General features: G+C 61.6%; 19 protein-coding genes. 5 read left to right on the top strand and 14 right to left on the bottom strand.

The window, feature by feature from the left end; translation table 11 throughout:
- Complete coding sequence (locus tag ACUN0G_RS26405; RefSeq protein WP_445574723.1) at nt 1-1,497, top strand: methyl-accepting chemotaxis protein; 1,497 nt, start codon at nt 1-3, stop codon at nt 1,495-1,497.
- A gap of 14 nt (nt 1,498-1,511) precedes the next feature.
- Here ACUN0G_RS26405 and ACUN0G_RS26400 read toward each other — a convergent pair whose 3' ends face one another.
- From ACUN0G_RS26400 to ACUN0G_RS26355, 10 genes are all read right to left on the bottom strand, one after another.
- Complete coding sequence (locus tag ACUN0G_RS26400) at nt 1,512-2,375, bottom strand: diguanylate cyclase domain-containing protein (RefSeq protein ID WP_445574722.1); 864 nt, start codon at nt 2,373-2,375, stop codon at nt 1,512-1,514.
- 363 nt (nt 2,376-2,738) lie between these two features.
- On the bottom strand, nt 2,739-3,497 hold the full coding sequence (gene fabG / locus ACUN0G_RS26395) for a 3-oxoacyl-ACP reductase FabG (RefSeq protein WP_445574721.1): 759 nt from the start codon (nt 3,495-3,497) through the stop codon (nt 2,739-2,741).
- Complete coding sequence (locus ACUN0G_RS26390; RefSeq protein WP_445574720.1) at nt 3,494-4,939, bottom strand: FAD-binding oxidoreductase; 1,446 nt, start codon at nt 4,937-4,939, stop codon at nt 3,494-3,496. Before ACUN0G_RS26390 ends, fabG begins: the two co-directional genes overlap by 4 nt.
- Nucleotides 4,940-4,959: 20 nt before the next feature.
- Nucleotides 4,960-5,823 carry a fumarylacetoacetate hydrolase family protein gene (locus tag ACUN0G_RS26385; protein ID WP_445574719.1) on the bottom strand — a complete coding sequence of 288 codons (864 nt, stop codon included), beginning with the start codon at nt 5,821-5,823 and terminating at the stop codon, nt 4,960-4,962.
- Nucleotides 5,811-6,242 carry an acyl-CoA thioesterase gene (locus ACUN0G_RS26380; RefSeq protein WP_076016944.1) on the bottom strand — a complete coding sequence of 144 codons (432 nt, stop codon included), beginning with the start codon at nt 6,240-6,242 and terminating at the stop codon, nt 5,811-5,813. Before ACUN0G_RS26380 ends, ACUN0G_RS26385 begins: the two co-directional genes overlap by 13 nt.
- A 46-nt stretch (nt 6,243-6,288) precedes the next feature.
- Entirely contained in the window at nt 6,289-8,118 is a 1,830-nt protein-coding gene (locus ACUN0G_RS26375; RefSeq protein WP_445574718.1) for an acyl-CoA dehydrogenase family protein, read from the bottom strand.
- A 30-nt stretch (nt 8,119-8,148) separates the two neighbouring features.
- Nucleotides 8,149-9,366 carry a beta-ketoacyl-[acyl-carrier-protein] synthase family protein gene (locus ACUN0G_RS26370; RefSeq protein ID WP_445574717.1) on the bottom strand — a complete coding sequence of 406 codons (1,218 nt, stop codon included), beginning with the start codon at nt 9,364-9,366 and terminating at the stop codon, nt 8,149-8,151.
- Nucleotides 9,366-9,596: an acyl carrier protein gene (locus ACUN0G_RS26365; protein ID WP_226477312.1), complete on the bottom strand. Its 231-nt coding sequence runs from the start codon at nt 9,594-9,596 to the stop codon at nt 9,366-9,368. Before ACUN0G_RS26365 ends, ACUN0G_RS26370 begins: the two co-directional genes overlap by 1 nt.
- Before the next feature lie 46 nt (nt 9,597-9,642).
- Complete coding sequence (locus ACUN0G_RS26360) at nt 9,643-10,671, bottom strand: beta-ketoacyl-ACP synthase III (RefSeq protein ID WP_258346569.1); 1,029 nt, start codon at nt 10,669-10,671, stop codon at nt 9,643-9,645.
- A gap of 56 nt (nt 10,672-10,727) precedes the next feature.
- The gene (locus ACUN0G_RS26355) at nt 10,728-11,621 is read right to left on the bottom strand and encodes a DMT family transporter (protein ID WP_421522948.1); all 894 of its coding nucleotides are present in this window, start codon (nt 11,619-11,621) and stop codon (nt 10,728-10,730) included.
- A 156-nt stretch (nt 11,622-11,777) separates the two neighbouring features.
- Between ACUN0G_RS26355 and ACUN0G_RS26350 the strand changes: the two genes are divergently transcribed.
- On the top strand, nt 11,778-12,359 hold the full coding sequence (locus ACUN0G_RS26350) for a helix-turn-helix domain-containing protein (RefSeq protein ID WP_258346571.1): 582 nt from the start codon (nt 11,778-11,780) through the stop codon (nt 12,357-12,359).
- 18 nt (nt 12,360-12,377) lie between these two features.
- Here the strand turns inward: ACUN0G_RS26350 and ACUN0G_RS26345 are convergent, their stop codons facing one another.
- Complete coding sequence (locus tag ACUN0G_RS26345) at nt 12,378-12,986, bottom strand: LysE family translocator (protein ID WP_017475278.1); 609 nt, start codon at nt 12,984-12,986, stop codon at nt 12,378-12,380.
- A gap of 112 nt (nt 12,987-13,098) precedes the next feature.
- On the opposite strand from ACUN0G_RS26345, the gene ACUN0G_RS26340 reads away from it, so the two are divergent.
- The 3 genes from ACUN0G_RS26340 (at nt 13,099) to ACUN0G_RS26330 (ending at nt 16,172) form a co-directional block, all read left to right on the top strand.
- Nucleotides 13,099-13,962 (top strand): LysR family transcriptional regulator, encoded by an 864-nt coding sequence (locus ACUN0G_RS26340; protein ID WP_017475279.1) that lies wholly within the window; start codon nt 13,099-13,101, stop codon nt 13,960-13,962.
- Between the two features lie 295 nt (nt 13,963-14,257).
- Nucleotides 14,258-15,484 (top strand): MFS transporter, encoded by a 1,227-nt coding sequence (locus tag ACUN0G_RS26335; RefSeq protein ID WP_003209751.1) that lies wholly within the window; start codon nt 14,258-14,260, stop codon nt 15,482-15,484.
- Between the two features lie 358 nt (nt 15,485-15,842).
- Nucleotides 15,843-16,172: a DUF6124 family protein gene (locus tag ACUN0G_RS26330; protein WP_445574716.1), complete on the top strand. Its 330-nt coding sequence runs from the start codon at nt 15,843-15,845 to the stop codon at nt 16,170-16,172.
- 256 nt (nt 16,173-16,428) lie between these two features.
- On the opposite strand, the gene ACUN0G_RS26325 is transcribed toward ACUN0G_RS26330, so the two are convergent.
- The 3 genes from ACUN0G_RS26325 to ACUN0G_RS26315 form a co-directional block, all read right to left on the bottom strand.
- Nucleotides 16,429-17,250, bottom strand: coding sequence for a hypothetical protein (locus tag ACUN0G_RS26325; protein WP_445574715.1), 822 nt, complete (start codon nt 17,248-17,250; stop codon nt 16,429-16,431).
- 302 nt (nt 17,251-17,552) lie between these two features.
- Nucleotides 17,553-17,684, bottom strand: a complete 132-nt coding sequence (locus ACUN0G_RS26320; protein WP_445574714.1) for a hypothetical protein — start codon at nt 17,682-17,684, stop codon at nt 17,553-17,555.
- Between the two features lie 61 nt (nt 17,685-17,745).
- Nucleotides 17,746-18,228, bottom strand: coding sequence for a toll/interleukin-1 receptor domain-containing protein (locus ACUN0G_RS26315; RefSeq protein ID WP_445574713.1), 483 nt, complete (start codon nt 18,226-18,228; stop codon nt 17,746-17,748).
- Nucleotides 18,229-18,510 lie beyond the last annotated feature (282 nt).

Genomic DNA, 18,510 nt, shown 5'->3' with positions numbered 1-18,510 from the left:
ATGCCCGCGCAAGCCCGTTTCATCGAGCACTACCGCAAAGCCGACCGCATCATGCTCGCCCTGCTCTGGCTGATGGCCCTGTTTTCCCTGGGCCTGGCGTTCTGGCACGACACGCTGCTGCAAGCGCTCATCATCGGGGGCGGCACCAGCGTGGTGCTTACCCTGGCCTATCGCGTCATCGGCGGCACTCGCCTGATGCGCTGCGCGCTGGGCGTTGGCCTGATGGTGATGGCCGCGTTGCACATCAACCAGGCCGAGGGTGTCATCGAATCGCACTTCGGTATCTTCGCGCTGCTGGCGGTGCTGACCTTCTACCGCGACTGGCTGCCCATCCTGGTGGCCGCCGTGACCATCGCGGTGCACCACGTGGTGTTCCATGCCTTGCAACACCAGGGTTTCCCGGTGTTTGTGATGGAGCATCACGGGGGCTGGAGCATGATTTTCGTGCACGCGTTCTACGTGGTGATGGAGACGGTCGCCCTGCTCTACCTCGCGGTTCACAGCCAGAAAGAGGCGGTAGAAAGCCAGGAGATGCTCGAAAAGATGCTCGCCGTCACCACCCAGTTCAGCGGTGAGGCCGCCAAGGGCAGCCCGGAAAAAGTCCACGTTTCACTCGCTACGCGTTTCGACCACTTTCTGACCCAGATCACCGGCCTGATCGACGGCGTCGCCCGTGACTCCCACGGCCTCGGCCAACTCGGGCAGGAACTGGCCCACGCCAGCGGCACCCTGGAAAAAGGCGCGCGCCATCAACTGGCGGAAATCGCGCAAATGACCGATTCCATGCAGCGCATGGAAGACGCCATGGGCCACATCGCCGTGCACGTCGAACAGGCCGTCGACCACGCGGGCCAAGCCAGCCAGCAAATCATCCGTGGCCAGGAAAGCGTCGGTCGCGCCCAGCAGGAAATCACCCAGCTCGCCACCCGCCTCCACGACACTAACCAGACGGTCGAAGGGCTGGCCGTGCAAGCCGAACAGATCGGCTCGGTGCTGGAAGTCATCAGCAGCATCGCCAACCAGACCAACCTGCTGGCCCTCAACGCCGCCATCGAAGCCGCCCGCGCCGGTGAGCAAGGACGCGGGTTTGCCGTGGTCGCCGATGAGGTACGCAGCCTGGCGCAGCGCACGGCGGTGTCGACCCAGGAGATCAAGACCATTATTGAAGGCTTGCAACATGGCAGCCGGCAAGCGGTTGAAGCCATGCACGATAGTCGCCAAGGGGTGGAACGCTGCGTGGAAGACAGCCAGTTGGCGGTGGAGATGCTGCGGGCGGTGGGCAATGATATTTCGCAGATTGATCAGCTCAATGGGCGGATTGTGTCGACCACCCGGGAGCAATCCACGGCGAATGTGGAGATTGTGGGACGGCTGCAATCAGTGCAGAGCATTGCGCAGAACACCGCGCAGGATGTGGAGACCCTGGCCAGGAGCAGTGAGCGTTTGCCGCCGATTGCGGTGCGGCTGGATGCACTGGGGCGCAGGTTTCATCAGTAGAGGCCTGACTCAGGTCACTCACCTGCAAACCGGTTTCTTTTTACCCGGTACATCTCGCCGTCCGCATGGCTGAGCAGGGTGTCGGCGTCTTTCCCGTCTGCGGGATAAAACGCCACGCCAATACTGCAGGACGGCATTTTCACCGCGCCAAACTCAGCGCTCAGCGGCTCGGCCATGACGGCGAGTATCTGCGCGACTTTTGCGGAAACGGCGTCTTCCGACTGGATGTCCGTCAGCAGCACCGTAAACTCATCGCCGCCCATCCGCGCCACCAGGTCGCTGCCACGCACACAGCCTTCCAGCCGCCGTGCAATCACGCAGAGCACGCGGTCGCCGATGGCATGGCCATGCACATCGTTGATGCACTTGAAGTCATTGACGTCCAGAAACAGCAGCGCCAGCTTGCTGGCGTGCCGCTGGGCCCCTTGCAGGGCTGTGTCCAGTCGATCATTGAACAGCGATCGATTGGTGAGGGCCGTCAGCGAGTCATGATGGGCAAGGAAACGTAGCTCTTCCTCTGCTTGTGTCAGGGCCGTGATGTCCCGCGCGACACCAATCCGCGCGCCCACTTCTTCAGACCAGAAGGCCGCCCACAAAATGTGCACCACGCTGCCATCCTTGCGCAGGTAACGGTTGCGAAAGTCGACGTGGGGCTTGCCATTCATGACCCGGACAATGGAAGCGCGGGTGCGTGCCAGGTCTTCGGGGTGCATATAGTCGGTGATCAGGCTGCCGGTCAGTTCGTCGGCGCGGTAACCGAGCAGCGCTTCGCAGGCATCACTCACAAAAACTATCTGGTTTTCACTGTCGACCACGAACACCGTATCCAGCATCAAGTGGATCAGTTTGGGATAGAGGGCTTGCAGGTCAACGGGCATAGGTCTGTGAAGCGTCTGGTTCGGATCTGCCGATCATAGCCCGATCATGATGGATGGCAAAAAGGAATCATAGCGGCCCGCAAAATAGCCCCAGGCAATGTTGTTGAACCAGATGCGTCGCCACCAGCAGGCTGCGCCATCCTTCAAGGTCATAGGACAGCGCCCGCCAGAGCACCCACAGCGAATAATAATAGAAGTGGAACACGGCCCCGGTCACGGGGCCTGCCCGCAGTTGGCCTGGACCACCATGACCATGGCGCTCCAGCGCAACAGCGCAGCCACCTGGCGCATGCCCCCGAGCCTGGCATCCCTTGTCATGTCGATCTGCTCCGAAAAGGCAAAGTACCGGGGCCGCCAGACCGCTCAGGTCACCAGGCCACCGTCCACGACCATGACCTGGCCGGTGATGTAGGCGGCATCATCCGAGAGCATGAACGCCACCACCTTGGCCACCTCCTGCGGGGTGCCGAAGCGACGCATGGGGATGCGGTTTTCCATCTCGGCTACGCGCCGCTCGTTGAGCTTGCGGGTCATGTCTGTGTCGATGAAGCCCGGCGCCACCGCATTGATCCGCACACCACGCGCGCCGAACTCGACCGCCATCGAGCGTGTCATGCCGATCAACCCGGCCTTGCTCGCGCAATAGTTGGCCTGGCCCGCGACGCCGACCAGCCCGGAAATCGAGGCCATGTTCACCACCACACCATGGCCCTGCTCGACGAACAGCGGCAATACCGCCTTGCAGGCGTAGAACGCACTGTCGAGGTTGCCGCCGATCACGTCGTGCCAATGCTCGGCGCTCATCGCCAGTGCACCGCGGTCGCGGGTAATACCGGCGTTATTGACCAATCCGTCGAGGCCGCCAAAATGCGCGATGCACTGCTTGACCGCCTGCGCAATGGCACTCGCGTCACGCCCGTCGGCGCGCACCGGCAACACCTTGTCCGCTCCCAGCGACGCCGCCAACTGTTGCGCCTGCTCGTCGCTGTTGAGGTACGTGAAACACACGTTCAGGCCCCGCGCCGCGAGGTCTGCGACCACCGCCGCGCCAAGCCCGCGAGAGCCTCCGGTGACCAATACCGTGCGCATATTCGCGTCGTTTGCGTTAGATGCAGTGTTCATGGGCGTGCCTCCCTGGCAGGTTTGTCGAAGGAAAAGATCTTTCCGGGATTGAGAATATTGTCCGGGTCCAGCGTGCGCTTGATCGCGCGCATCATCTCCACGGCGCCCTCGCCCGCCTGGTCGAGCAGGTACCCCTGCTTGTGCAGGCCAACACCATGCTCGCCGGTGCAGGTGCCGGCGAGGCGGATGGCGCGGGCCACCAGGCGATCGTTCAGGGACTCGGCCAGCGCCCATTGCTCGGGGTCTTCAGGGTCGACCAGGTAGCCGAAGTGGAAATTCCCGTCACCCACATGCCCCACCAGGAAATACGGCATGCCGGTCGCATCGACTTCGGCAATGGACTCCAGCAGGCACTCGGCGAGGCGGCTGATCGGCACGCAGGTGTCGGTGCTGATCGCCCGGCAACCGGGGCGCGACTGAATCGCCGCAAAATAGGCATGGTGCCGCGCCGTCCAGAGCCGCCGCCGGTCCTCCACGCTGGTGGCCCACTGAAACGCCTGGCCGCCCCAGTCACTGGCGATCGCCTCCACGGCCTGGGCCTGCTCACGCACGCCCAGCTCACTGCCATGGAACTCCATCAGCAACATCGGCGCCTGGGGCAATTCCAGCTTGCTGTGCACATTGACCATGCGCACGGTATTGGCGTCGATCAACTCGATGCGCGCCACGGCGATCCCGGACTGGATCACCTGGATCGCCACGTTCACCGCCTGGTCGATGCTGTCGAACGAGCACACCGCGGCACAGATCGACTCCGGTACCGGGTGCAGGCGCAAGGTGATTTCACTGATGACGCCCAGGGTGCCTTCGCTGCCGACCATCAGGTGAGTGAGGTCGTAGCCGGCACTGCTCTTCTTCGCCCGGGTACCGGTGCGGATCACCTCGCCGCGCGCGGTTATCACCTGCAGCGCCAGCACGTTTTCTTTCATCGTGCCGTAACGCACCGCATTGGTACCACTGGCGCTGGTGGCGCACATGCCACCGATGGAGGCGTCGGCGCCCGGGTCGATGGGGAAGAACAGCCCGGTGCCCTTCAAGGCTTCTTCGAGTTGGCGACGGGTAACCCCCGGCTGCACAGTGACGGTCATGTCTTCAGCATGGATCGCCAGAATCTGGTTCATCTGACTCAGGTCAAGGCTGATACCGCCCTGCACGGCCAACAGGTGGCCTTCGACCGACGAGCCGGCACCGTAGGCAATCAAGGGCACGCGGTGGGCGGCGACCAGGCGCACCGTGTCAACGATGTCGTCGGTACCCTGGGCGAACACCACGGCCTGGGGCAACGGTGCGTCGACATAGGCCGACTCGTCACGGCCGTGCTGCTCGCGCACAGCGGTGGCGGTGGAAAAGCGTTCGGCGAAGCGTGCGGCAAGGGCCTCGATCAACTCGGCCGGCGCCTCGCGCAACGCCGTGCGGAAAAAAGCCTGGGCGGGAACTGTCATGTCATTTCCTTATTAGCGTGTCAGCGTCCATCGAACCTGCGGCATACCTGGCGCTGGGCACCCAGGCCAACCACTTCGGCCTCCACCACATCGCCCTCCCGCAGAAACGGCTGGCCCGGGCGCCCCAGGGCCATGCCACCCGGGCTGCCGGTGAGGATCACGTCGCCAGGGTGCAGGGTCATGAAGCGGCTGAGGTAGTGAACCAGGTGGTGCACGTCGAAGATCATGTCCTGGCTGCTGTCGTGCTGCATGACCTCGCCATTGACCCGGCAGATCAACTCCAGCGCTTGGGGCGACGGCACCTCTTCGGCCGTCACCAGGTAAGGGCCCAACGGCGCAAAACCGTCGAATGACTTGCCCTTGATCCATTGCCCGCCCCGCTCCAGCAACCAACCGCGCTCGGACAAGTCATTGGCGGTGCAATAACCGAGAATGCAGGCGGCGGCGTCGGCCGGCGTGGGCAGATACTGGACCCGACGCCCAATCACCACGCCCAGTTCCACCTCCCAGTCGGTCTTGTCGCCGTCCAGAGGCAGCACCAGCTCATCGAAGGGGCCGCCCAGCGCGTGCACAGACTTGCTCGACACAATGGGCTCATCCGGCAGCGGCATGCCCGCCTCACGGGCATGCCGGTGGTAGTTCAGGCCGATCGACAGGATCTGCCCCGGGCGCAGCGCCGGGCCGATGCGTTCATGCTCGGTGTGCACCAGGGGCAGCGACGCCCAGCCCTGGGTGAAACGCCGCGCCAGTTCCGCGACCACCGGAATCGCCAGGGACGCCCCGGCCCAGTCGTCGACCCAGGCACTCAAGTCACGCACTGAGCCATCGACGGCGACGGCGCAGGGACGCTCGCGCCCCGCTGCACCGACCCTCAGCAGGCGCATGACACGGCCTTGCGCGGGTTGAGGAAGCGCTCGAAAAACGCGCTCTCCTCGTCACTCATGGTCCGTGGGTAACGCCCTTCGTAGTTGAACGGCGCCATGGTGGTCGATGCCAGTGCGCACAAGGTCTCGCCATCGCGCACTTCATACTCGATGGTCACCGCCGCCGCGCGGACCTCCGACACCCACATATGAATCGCCACAGGTTCGTGACGGTGCACCAGCGGGCGCTTGTACTCGATCGCATGCCTGACCACCACCGAGCCGCCACTGAAGAACGCGTCACCCTGCTCGGCCCCCAGGCGCCAGATAAAGTCGACCCGCGCCTCCTCCAGCAGGCGCAGGAATGAGACATTGTTGACCACCCCATAAACGTCCATGTCAGACCAGCGGACGGGGCATTGATAAACGTGCACGGACATGGGGCTCTCCGAAGTGGCTGGGCGCGCAGCGAGCGCGCTGGCGTTATCAGTCGACATTGGCATTCACCTGTTTGCAGAAGGCCTGGATGTAGTCGTCCTGGGCGATTGGCGCACGCAGCAGTTCAGGCGACAGGCCGAAGCCGTCGATCAGCATCGACACATGCGGGCGCAGGGCCACGCACTGCTGGTCGATCCGCCCCGGCAACGACAGGGCCTGGCCGGCGTCGATCAGCTCATGGGCCAGGTACCAGGCCGCATCGCGGCGCAGCAGGTTGAGCCCGTAGAGCGATGCCAGGCAATTGAGCGCCGCCTTGGCCTCGTCCTGTTGTGCATGCAGCGAGGCACTCCAGAGTTGTTCCAGGGCAAGACGCTCACCCCGCAGGCGCGCGAGTTCCAGGCCCGGGTTCATGGCGTCATTCCACACCTCGAAATAGCCGCGCTCGTCGGTGTTCATCTCCTCGCGAATCGTCAGCCACAGTTGGTGCTCGCGGAAGGCAATCGCCGCGATCAACCACTCCGGCTCCGCCAGGCGCCGTGCACGCACAGGGCGCAACGGCTCCGGCCCTTGCCAGACCTGGGCCAACAACTGGCCAGCCACCGTTGCGAGCAGCACCAGGTTGTCGCCTTCAGCGGTCACCAGGCCTTGCAGCAGCGAACCGTAATCGGCGATGCGGTTGGCGCTGAAAATACCCTGGGCACCACAGCGTTCGCGGCACTCGGCAATCACGGCGCTGGCATCCCAGGTCGCGAGTGCCTTGGTGATATTGATCAGGCTGACGACATCGGCCGCCGGCTCAGCCGTGTTGGCCAGGAAACGCGCCTTGGCCTCGTTGAGCAGCAGGGTCATCGCGTAGGTACTGGCCAGCGCCGAGAACAGCGGCACCTGGTAGCTACGGTACTCGATGACCGGCATGTCATTGGTGCCCGGCGCGTTGGTCAGGCGCTGCTGGCCGTAGCGCAACGCGATGTACAAGCTGGCACGGCTTGCACCCTGCGCGGCACTGGCCACACACAGACGGCCCGGCACGATCCGCGACATGGCCCGCAGGAAACGCGACCGCGCATTGCCCGCGCCGACCACAAAGTGGCCGTCTTCCGCGAAGTGGCCCATGTCACCGTGCAACAAGCTGCTGCGTGGCACCCGCACGTTGTCGAACCAGGTCAGGCCGTTATCCAGCCCTTGCACCGGTTTCTCCGGGCACAGCGCGGCGCGGATACCCGGGCACAGGCCGGCTTCGGTCGACAGACGGACCAGGAAAGGGAAAACGCCGTAGTCCTTGCCCTCGATCTTCAGCCGCGCCATCACCGTGGCGACTTTCGGAATGTCGCCAAACCCGCTGTAAGACATGTACTTCTGCGCACTCACACTCGGCGTATTGAGCGTGAAGGTCTGGCTCTGCCGGTCGTACACGGCCTCGGTCTGCAACGCCGCGACGTTGTTGCCAAAGCCCAGTTCAGTGGCCATGTAGGGCCCGAACGAGGTCAGGCCGTCCAGTGCCTCGGTGAGGTCGGCAATGTCGGAACGGTCCCGGGCATGGTCGAACACCGTGCCCAGGCACAGGTTGTAGTGGACCATCAGCAACGAGAAGCTGGCGACGTCCAGCAGGCTCGGCCATTCGGCCAGGGCAAACAGCCGGCGCGGGTTGGCGAGAATCTCCAGCGGGCGTTCCAGCGCTCCATGCACATGACGGCTGCGGGCATAGGCCAGCCGCCCGGCCTGCTCCATGTTCAGGCCCGACTGCGGGTCGAAGATCGGGTCGAGCAGTACCTCGCGGATACTCTGGTGATGGCTTTCAAACGTGCCAGCGAACAGCACGTCGCGCAGTTCATCGCGCGCTTTCAGGGCGTCAGCGCCCGGGATGCTTGAATCAGTCATGACATGTCCTGTGCAGTGAGCGGCAGCGTCTCAGGCGGCGAACACCAGTGAGACGTTCTGGCCGCCAAATCCGAACGAATTGGAAAGCGCCACCTTGATCGGTTGGGTGCGGGCCTGGCCCTGGACCAGGTCAACCGCGATCAGCGGGTCGGGGTTGCGCAAGTTGGCCGTCGGCGGTACTTGCCCGTGCTCAAGGGCGAGCAAGGTGTAGGCCGCCTCGATGGCACCGGCAGCGCCCAACAGATGCCCGGTAACGCCCTTGGTCGAGCTGACCAGAATCTGCGGCCCGAACAGCTCGGCGATGGCCTTCGACTCGGTCACGTCGTTACCCGGCGTCGAAGTGCCGTGGGCGTTGACGTAATCCACAGCGCCCGCCTCGATGCCCGCATCACGCAACGCACCTTGCATCGCCAACCGCGCACCGAGCCCTTGAGGGTGAGGCGTCGTCACGTGGTGAGCGTCGGCGGAAGCACCGTAGCCGAGCAGGCGCCCCCTGCTCCGCGCACCACGGGCCTTGGCATGCGCCTCGGACTCGAGCACGAATATCCCCGCGCCTTCGCCGATGACGAAGCCGTCCCGCGCCACATCGAACGGGCGCGATGCGCCGCCCGCGTCAGTGTTGCGCGACAACGCCCGCATCTTCGCAAACGCTGCGACATACAGCGGAGTGATCGGGGCTTCTGCACCGCCGGCCACCACAATGTCGCAAACCCCACGGTTGATCAGGTCCTTGGCCATGCCCAGCGCCGAAGCGCCGGAAGCACAGGCCGAACACGGCGCCAGGCACGGGCCGCGTGCGCCCAGCTCAATGGCCACCTGGCCGGCAGCCATGTTCAGCAGGCCCATGGGCAGGGTCAGCGAGGAAATATCATCGGCACCTTCAGCAAGCAGCACGGCGTGCTGTTGCTCCAGGGTGGCGGTGCCTCCCGCGCCCGAACCGATGATGACGGCCACGCGACTCTCGTCTTTCCAGTTGCCCGCTTCGAGCCCCGCATCCTCCAGGGCCTGGCGCGCCGCCAGCAGCGCGAACTGCGCGTAACGGTCCCACTGCCAGGGGCTTTTCACCCCCAGCAGAGCGCTGTCGAAACTCGGTACTCGGCAAGAGATCCCCACCGGCAACGCTTCGAGGGTCTTGTCTGGCGCGGCGGTGGCTTCACCTGCCAACACCCGCCGCCAGTTCGCCTCGATGCCAATGCCGGCCGGCGTGACCAGGCCGATGCCGGTCACCACCACAGCCTCGGCGCCCATCACGCCTTACCGTTGGCCAGCGCCAGAACGTCACCGACCGTGGCGACGTCCGACAGCTGTGCATCACTGATTTGCACGCCGAGTTTCTTTCTCAGCAACTGGGCCAGGTCGACCTGCGACAGCGAGTCGAAACCCAGGTCTTCGAGGGAGGCCTCGGGAACGATACGGCTTTCTTCGATGTTGAAACGCGCGGAAATGGCTTGGGCGATTGCTTCGTTACTTACGGTCATCACATGACTCCTGTTGTGTGGAACTGTAGGTTGGGAAAAAACTGAATCAGTCTTGCCACTCACTGTTGCGGGTGGTCAGTTGCGGCCAGCGCAGTACGGTAGAACCCCACGAAAGCCCCGCACCGAATGCACTCACCAGTACCCGCTGGCCGGCCTGCAGGTCGCCGCTCAGGGCGAGGTCATTGAGCAGCAGCGGAATGGAGGCGGTCAGGGTGTTGCCCAGGCGCTGGATATTCGCCGCGACCTTTTCGGCAGGCAGGCCCAGCTCGAAGGCCACGGATTGCAGGATGCGCACATTGGCCTGGTGACCGACGAACCAGTCCACCTGGTCCATCGACCATTGCGTACGGTCCAGCACGCTTTGGGCCGAGGTAGACATGCGGGCGACGGCTTGTTCGTAGACCGCGCGGCCGTCCATGTGCAGGTAGAACTCGCTCGGCGCTACCGTGCCATGGCCCAGCCCGACGCTGGCTGAACGCTGGCGCGAGCCGCCCGCCGGAATCGCCAGCAAGTCCGAACGCGCGCCGTCACTGCCCAGGTCGAAGCAACCCAGTGCGCCGTCCTCGTCCGGCTCGCCACGGCGCAGCACTACCGCCCCGGCACCGTCACCGAAGATCGGCCGGGTGGCGCGGTCCTCCGGGTTGACGAAGGTGGTGAACGCTTCCGCGCCGATCAACAAGACACTGTCGGCAATGCCCGCGGCGATCAGCCCGGAAGCGGTCGCCAGCCCGTAGACGAAACCGCTGCAGGCGGAGGTCATGTCATAGGCGGCGATATCACCCAGGCCCAGTGCCGACGCCACTTCCGGCGCCACCGCCGGGCAGATGCGGTCTGGGGAGGTGGTCGCGACCACCACCGCTTGCACCGCCCGCCCGCCCGCCGAAGCGAGCGCCCGGGCACCGGCCTTGATCGCCAGGTCGCGTACGCTCAAACCGTCACTGACCATCCTTCGTTCACGGATGCCGGTGCGCGATTCGATCCACTCGGGAGTGGTATCGAGCCCGTCGGAAATCTGCTGATTGTCAATTATCTGAGGCGGAAGACAGCCTCCCAGGCCACACAGGATCACAGTCACGATCAACTCCCTTGATTCAACGATGGTTCAGATGGCCTGCGATGTCGCGCCAGGCCCTAAGTCACTTCCTGGCACCTCGCCTTGCCCAGCGACCAGCCGAAGTTCATGCCGGCCGCCGCCAGCAGGATGGCGGCCGCGCCCACCACCTGCAGCACGCCGAGTGGATGGGCGAAGGCCACCCAATCGACCACGATGGCAACGATCGGATAGATGAACGACAGCGCCCCCACCAATGCCGTGGGAATTTTTTGAATGGCGCTGTACAGCAGGGTCGACATAAGCCCCGTGTGAACCACGCCAATGATGATCAGGTAAGTCCAGGCCCCATCGATCGCGCCCACCGTGGAGAAATCCACGAACGGCGCCAGCACCAGGACGCCCACCACCATCTGGATCAGCACGATCAGATGCGCGGGCAAATCCTTGAGACGCTTGGTGATCGCCGCGGCCACGGCGTAGAAGAAGGCCGAAGCCAGGGCCAGGCAAACACCCAGCAGGTAATCGGCGCCGGTGGCCTGGCCGCTGCCCTTGGCGGACACGATCAGCATCAGGCCGGCGAAGGCCACCAGCAGCCAGCCAACCTTGGCGGCATTCAGGCGTTCGGCAAAGAACAGCACACCCAGGCCCACCAGCATGAAAGGCTGAATGTGGTAGACCACCGTCGCGATGGCGATGGAGGAATAACGGTAAGCGCTGAACAGCAACACCCAGTTGAGGATCAACGCCACCCCGCCCAGGCACACCAGGATGAATTGCCGCGCAGTGATCCGGGAACGCCGCAGCACGCCGAGCGCCAGGCACGCCACCAGCATCGCCATGGCGCCGAACAGGCAGCGCCAGAACACGACGGCCTCGGGACTCTGGCCCGACATGATGACAAACCAGCCCACCGTGCCGGAGATCACCATGGCCGAAATCATTTCGAGCGTTCCACGGGCTTGCGACTTCATCACACACTGCTTCCTTGCGGCAGGCATTGCCGTAACCTAAGCCACCTGTTTGCTGGCCAGGGTTCGGCAATACGAACTTTATAATGAACTAATGACCACTATACTGAACAAGGTGTAACAGAGCGTCAACCCATTTTAGGATGATCTATAAAACAAATGAACGACATAACGAACAACCTGTTCAGCAACAATCCGAGTCGAATTGATCTGCTGGCCCTGTCTATCAAGCGCGAACGTCTGGCTGCCGGGCTCTCGTTGACCGAATTGGCGAAACGCGCGAGCGTGGCGAAGTCGACCTTGTCCCAGCTGGAATCCGGCATTGGCAATCCCAGCATCGAAACGTTGTGGTCGCTGGCCATGGCGATGGGGTTGCAAGTCACCCGGTTCTTCGAACAGCCCCAGCAAAACCTGCGGGTGATTCGCGCCAACGAAGGCATGACCACCTATGCCGAAACCGCCAACTATGCGGCGACACTGCTTGCCGATTGCCCGGCGGGGGTGCGGCGCGATATCTACCGGCTCAAGGTGCAGCCTGGTGAGGTGCGCCTGTCACAGCCGCACCCGGCCGGCACCGTCGAGCATGTGGTGCTGTGCAGCGGCAGCGCGAATATCGGCCCGGCCAATGAACCCGTGCTGCTCTACGCTGGCGACTACATCAGCTACCTGGCGAATGCGCCCCATGTGTTTGAAGCGCTTGAAGCGGATACCACCGCGGTGATGGTGATCGAGCACCCTTGATGGGGTGGGCATGTGCCCTCAGGCATGGATAGGCAGGGCCAACCCAAACAGTACGAAGAACCCGCCACAGACTTTATTGAACCGACGCCCGGTTCGAGCCAGCCAAGGCCGGACCCGGTGCGCAGCGCTCGCCACCAGGTATTCAACGATGAACTCCACCACGGCGTAAGTCAGCGCGATGGTGATCGTCTGCGCGATGATGCTGCGGTGGGAATCCAGGAAAGGTGGAATAAACGCCGTAAACAGCAACAAGGCCTTGGGGTTTGAAATTGCCGATACCAGCCCCTGACGGAACAGCGACCAGCTCCGCGAGCTGGTCGCGCCGGTCGCCTCAAGGCTGACCGGTGCCGCCCGCCACAGCCCGAAGCCCAGCCAGATCAGGTACAGCCCGCCGGCCACCTTCAACGCAAAAAACCAACTGGCCGACGCCTGGATCAGCGCCCCCAACCCCAAGGCGCAAAGCGACAGCACGATGGCAAAACCGAGCACGCCGCCGGTGATGGTGAACAGCGTCTTCCGATTGCCGTGAAGCGCGCCATGGGTCAGCGCCAACAACGCATTGGGCCCCGGCACCACCGCGATGCCGAAGCAGGTAGCCAGGTAAAGCAACCAGGTATCAAAGGGCATGATCCGATCCAGTAGGTGTGAGCCAGGCCAGAATCTTGCGGGTGAACAAACAGTCATGAAAAGCGCATAATTCACGTCACAGCCATTCGATTAACGAATAGAGGTAAGCGCGATGCCGGCCAGTGACTTGCAACTCGATTGGCTCAAATGCTTTGTGGCCGTGGTGGATGCCGGCTCCTTGTCGGGCGCCGCCCATGAGGTCAACCGCTCGCAGTCCGCCGTCAGCATGCAGATGAAAAAACTCGAGGCCGCCCTTGGACGGCAATTATTGAGCCGAGGCCCCCGGCACCTGCAACTGACCGCCGACGGCCAGACACTGCTGGGCTACGCCCGCCGCATGCTCGCCCTGCACGCTGAAACCCAGGCGGCGTTCCACGGTGAAGAGCTGACCGGGCGCATCCGTCTTGGCGTCGCGGAAGACTACGCGGCCAGGTACCTCACACCGCTGCTCAAGCGTTATTCGCCGCGCTACGCCGGTGTGGAAATCGAACTGACCTGTGAACAGTCGACCACCTTGATCCCGCAGTTGCGCAGCGGCGACCTTGACCTGGCGCTGGTGTCCAGGGACTCGCCCCAGAGCGGTACCTTTCTGTTCAAGGAACCCATGGTCTGGGTCGGCTCCCCGCAGTTCGAACTGTGGCGACGCGACCCGCTCCCCATCGCCGTCTATGAAAGCGCAAGCCTGGCGCGGCGGTATGCGGTGAACTCACTGACCCAACAGGGCCGCGAATTCAAGGTGGTCTACAACAGCTCCAGCCTTGCCGGCCAGGTGGCTGCTGTCGAAGGTGGCCTCGCAATTGCCGCGATCACCCAATGCACCGTGCAGCCATCGCTACAAGTCTTGGGTGAGGAGCACGGTTTGGCAGCCATTGAACCCATGGACGTTTCGATTTTGCGCAGCCGGGCCTCTCGAAGCTCCAAAGCGGTGAACAGCCTGCATGCGTTCATCATCCGGGCGCTAAGGGTTCAGCCTTAGTGGAGAAAGCATTACCCTAAACCCACGCCTGAACACCAACGCGAGAGGGTCACCCAATAACCTGTGGCGAGGGAGCTTGCTCCCGTCGGACTGCGCAGCAGTCCCCTCACTGGCCCACTGGGAACTCGCGGTCGACACAGAAGCAACCGCTCTACTCAGGCCGTCTTATCAACGAGACTGATGATTACTATCGAACCGGTCGCCTATTGGCTTACCAAAACCCATTCCTATAATCGCCTCCACTTTCTCCCTCCCGTCTGTCCTCAGGCGAAATATCCTCCCGGAACCCGACACCATGCCAAGCGCAAGCCGGGCCCCTAGCGGCCTCCCCGAACATAATCAACAAACCGTCCTGCAACAGTGGCTGGCGATTCTCTCGGTTGCCGTGGGCGCCTTCGCCCTGGTCACCAGCGAATTCCTGCCAGTAGGCGTACTCAACGACGTCGCCGCCGACCTCGGCATCAGCGCCGGCCACGCCGGCCTGATGGTCACCCTGCCCGGCATCATGGCCGCCCTCGCCGCCCCGCTGCTGTCGGTGGGCATTGGCGCCATGGACCGCCGCTACCTGCTGATCGGCCTGACCCTGATCATGATCATCGCCAACATGGTGGTGGCCTACGCCAGCGACTTCAGCCTGCTGCTGTTCGGCCGCGTATTGCTGGGCATCAGCATCGGCGGCTTCTGGGCCACGGCCATCGCCCTCAGCGGCCGCCTGGCGCCCAAGGGTGTAGGCGTAGCGAAAGCCACCTCGATCATCATGATGGGCGTGACCCTGGCCACCGTCCTCGGCGTACCCGTCGGCACCTGGCTGAGCGGCCTGATGGGCTGGCGCATGACCTTCCTCGTCACCGCGCTGGTGGGCATCCCGGTACTGCTGGCGCAGATGTTCCTGCTGCCCCGACTTGAACCGGAAAAAGCCATCCGCATCGCCGACCTGCCGGCCCTGTTCATCAACCCACAAGCCCGGGTGGGCTTGATCGCCGTGCTGCTGATCGGCCTGGCACACTTTGCCGCCTACACCTACGTCGCCCCGTTCTTCAAAAACAGCTCCGGCTTCGACGGCCCGACCATTGGCTCCCTGCTGCTGCTCTACGGCGTGGCCGGCGTAATGGGCAACGTCTTCGCCGGCTTCGCCGCCAACCGCAGCGTGCGCCACACCCTGCTGCTGGTAGCCCTGATGATCGGCACCAGCACCGCCCTGTTCCCCTACTTCGCCACCGGCATGAGCGGCGCCGTGATGCTGATCGCACTGTGGGGCTTCGCTTTCGGTGCCTTCCCGGCTTGCGCAAGCATCTGGATGTTCGTGGTGGCGCCCAAGGATGTGGAACGTGGCATGCCGCTGTTCGTGGCGTTGTTCCAGGTGATCATTGCCGTCGGCTCGTTCTTTGGCGGGCAGATCGTCGACAAGATGGGGACTTCGGTGCTGTTGAGTTTGGCGACCGCGTTGGTGGGCGCTGGGTTTGTGACGGTGCTGGTGTTGGGGCGCAAGGTGAGTAATAGCTTGGCGGCGCAACCGGCCTGAGAAAGAAAAACGGGACTGATGGATTTCAGTCCCGTGGCTTGGGGCAGTGAGCACAGCGCCTTGCTCCATTGCCTACAGTTGCGTCAGAATCCGCCGGCTTGTGCACCTGGGTGGGCGTCTCTAAGGTTGCTCGGTCGCTGAAAACTCAGTGATCGGGTTTAGTAGCCCGAGGTTCAACCTAACGTGTGCATGAGCTTCATCTGTCGGACGTCCTTGTCTGTGCTTGATGGTGGCTGTGCGTAGGGCGCCCTCGGGCGCGCCGGTTTTTGTTAGGTTCCCCCGGTCTACTAACCTGCGTACAGCTGCCACCCCCTCGTTTAGTAGCAACGGGGTGGAAGCCCGAGCAAGGAACTTAACGATGTTCAAGGTAACGCCAAATCCTCCGGGAACTCCCGATTTGAAACTCAACCAAGCCGCGCACCGTGCCTTGGATCATTATCTCAATCCCTCCTCCGCCAAAACCGCCCCGCCGTCGGGTGCGCTGTTCAGTGTGGCTGCTGATGCCAGCAGTGAAAGTTTGATCACCAATAGCTATGAAACCTTTGCCTCGGTCAGCGCGTTGCTGCTTGATCTGTCGGACGAGCTGAGCGGGAAAGACCGTGATGTGGCGTTGGCGATTCACCAGCTGAGTGAGTTAGGGATGCTGTTGGTGGGCAAGCTGATGGATCGGGAGGTGCCGTGTAGCTGAATCGGCTGTGGTCCAGACGATCAACTAGCGCTCTCAATTAGTCGTCAAGACGCTGTAGGTATCTACAGCGTCTTGACGACGATGACGCTGTCTCAGTTGAGTGATCCGCTGCTCATGCTGCACTCAATAACGGTTTCCGGCCAGAAGCGGACGCTAACGACAAGGTAAGCGACGCCGGAAGGAGCGCAGAGAGTGGGCATACGTGAGCATGGAGATATATACGGGCGAGATCTAGTCGGACGGTTTAAACCATTTGTTAAGCGCTCGTTGTAAGCCATTCTGGAACTGCCACTTCTAATGTATCTGGATCAATTACTAGGTATTCATTTTTTTCATATGGCAGCAAAGGCCTCCCCCCAAAAGCTATCGTTTTAGATTCGCGGCTTGGCCAGTATATGTTATATGGCAGTGTATTTAGATGCGTATAAATTTTGTAGACCTGCGGACAACCTCCAATATAAGGCTTTGTGGCATCCCTAATATATTCTATGAGCACTTCAAATGGCTCCATTACCATTCCGACAGCTTCTATTCTATTTCTTTCGCCGAGCATTTCGTAGACTCTTTCGTTTGCGAGATTTGCGTCATCCCCTATAAACGCAAAGTACTTATTTCCGCCGCCCTTTTTTCGATGTTTAGACGCTTCGCGAAATTGAAATTCATTTGATTGCTCGTGAAAATATACAGTCCATATTTTAAATGACTGCGTTTTGCAGGAATACCCAGCCAAAATAAAGCTGACTTCTGCTGCGTCGGGTATTTTTTGGCCTACTGGTAGACTTGTAATACTCTTCCACATGGCATTAAATATTCGCAGGACGTGACCCTTTAGCTCTGTCAGCTCATAAGCCCTTGACCGGATTTTAGGGTGCATTCGAACTGCTGTTTGAAGCTGTAGCATTAAGGGATAAGCATTTGCCGTAGACCCTGCAAATGCGATAACGGAGTCGCCTCGCCCTAGGTCTAATACTTTGGTGCCAATATCCCATGCTCTTCCGCCACTCAATCGTGAGTCGCTCGCTATATACAGTTCTTTAGTTTTTCCGTAATGCCTAACCCAAGCTGCTACTAGAGTCATTTTCGATTAATTCTCGCTGAGTGCTTTAACTGTAAGCAGACGATGCAGGTGACCTGAAACTTCCCTTCCGTATCCATGCGTAGCTCCTTATTGGTTTGAGTGGCACGCCAGAAGCTCGACATGAGGCGAGAGCGAGAGCGACATGAGTCTTGAGCACATTACTGACGTACGACCTGCATGTCCAAGACCCACTTCTGGCCGATTTCTACACTCACGAACGGCTGAAATGGATCGAAATCCGTTGGCAGCCGGCAATAAGCGGCCTAACTTGCATGACTAACCCCCTCTCATTGCATTTAATTTCAGTCACCTTTTTTGTGTTTATGTAGTTCCAGATCAGGATGTTTGCGTTTATTTTCTTCAGTAACACGACGGCGCTGGTCCTTTTTGCCGGTGGATTCAGCAATCGGTTTGGGACCGGGTTTAATACTCATGTGTTCAACTCCTTCGGTTGATAACGTGCCTATAAGTAAAGCCGTAGCATGGGCAGTGAAGCTACGGGGCCACCAACTCGGCAAGCTTGGCCGCGATATCTGCAAACGTATCTTCAGCAGTGCTCAGGCCGCTTCTCGAACCGAGTAGAGGACTAACTTCGCGCAGCGATTCGTATGTTGTGTCGTGAATGACGGGAACCAGCAGATCCCTTGCGAGGAGAGCGGAAAGCTCTTTGTCGGCGATGCCCTCGGCTGCTAGGCGGCGCAGCAAAGCAGGGGTCACCAGCACAATTCCTACTCGCGACTTCGCCAATCCCTTATCAATTTCACGCAGTAACGACGAGCCTAGAAGGACATCTTTCTCGCTGAACCAAACGGAAACACCGAGCGACTCGAGTACATCATGCAGCTCCTTCGCGGATCCTTTCCGGTCGTCCCAGGCGTGACAAAGAAAGACGTCACGTAGATCAGGTACCGTCGCACGCCTCTCGACATTTTCGCGTACCGGTGTGAGTGTTCGTACCTCGGCTGAGGTGTACGCCACAGAGGATCCGGGTTTCGACCAGCGCGGCTTTGCGCTGCTGGATGACCCCCCGCTACTGCGACCACCCCCGCCATGAGACGGAGACGAATAGGATGGTGCGTAGGGCAAAGATGAATACGATCGCGATCCGTACCCGCTATATCCGCTGCCACATGCGGGACACGCTGCTCTTGCGCTTGCCGAACGATGACCATGTACCGGTGCTGTACATCTAGACATGTCGTAAACCTTCCGTTTGTAGCTGCTCACCCAAGGGATGATTAAGCAGCGCTTGTATCGAGC

Source organism: Pseudomonas sp. 32A, assembly GCF_052682255.1.
The sequence above is the reverse complement of the archived record's forward strand: the minus strand, read 5'-3'. Positions and strand labels throughout refer to the sequence as shown.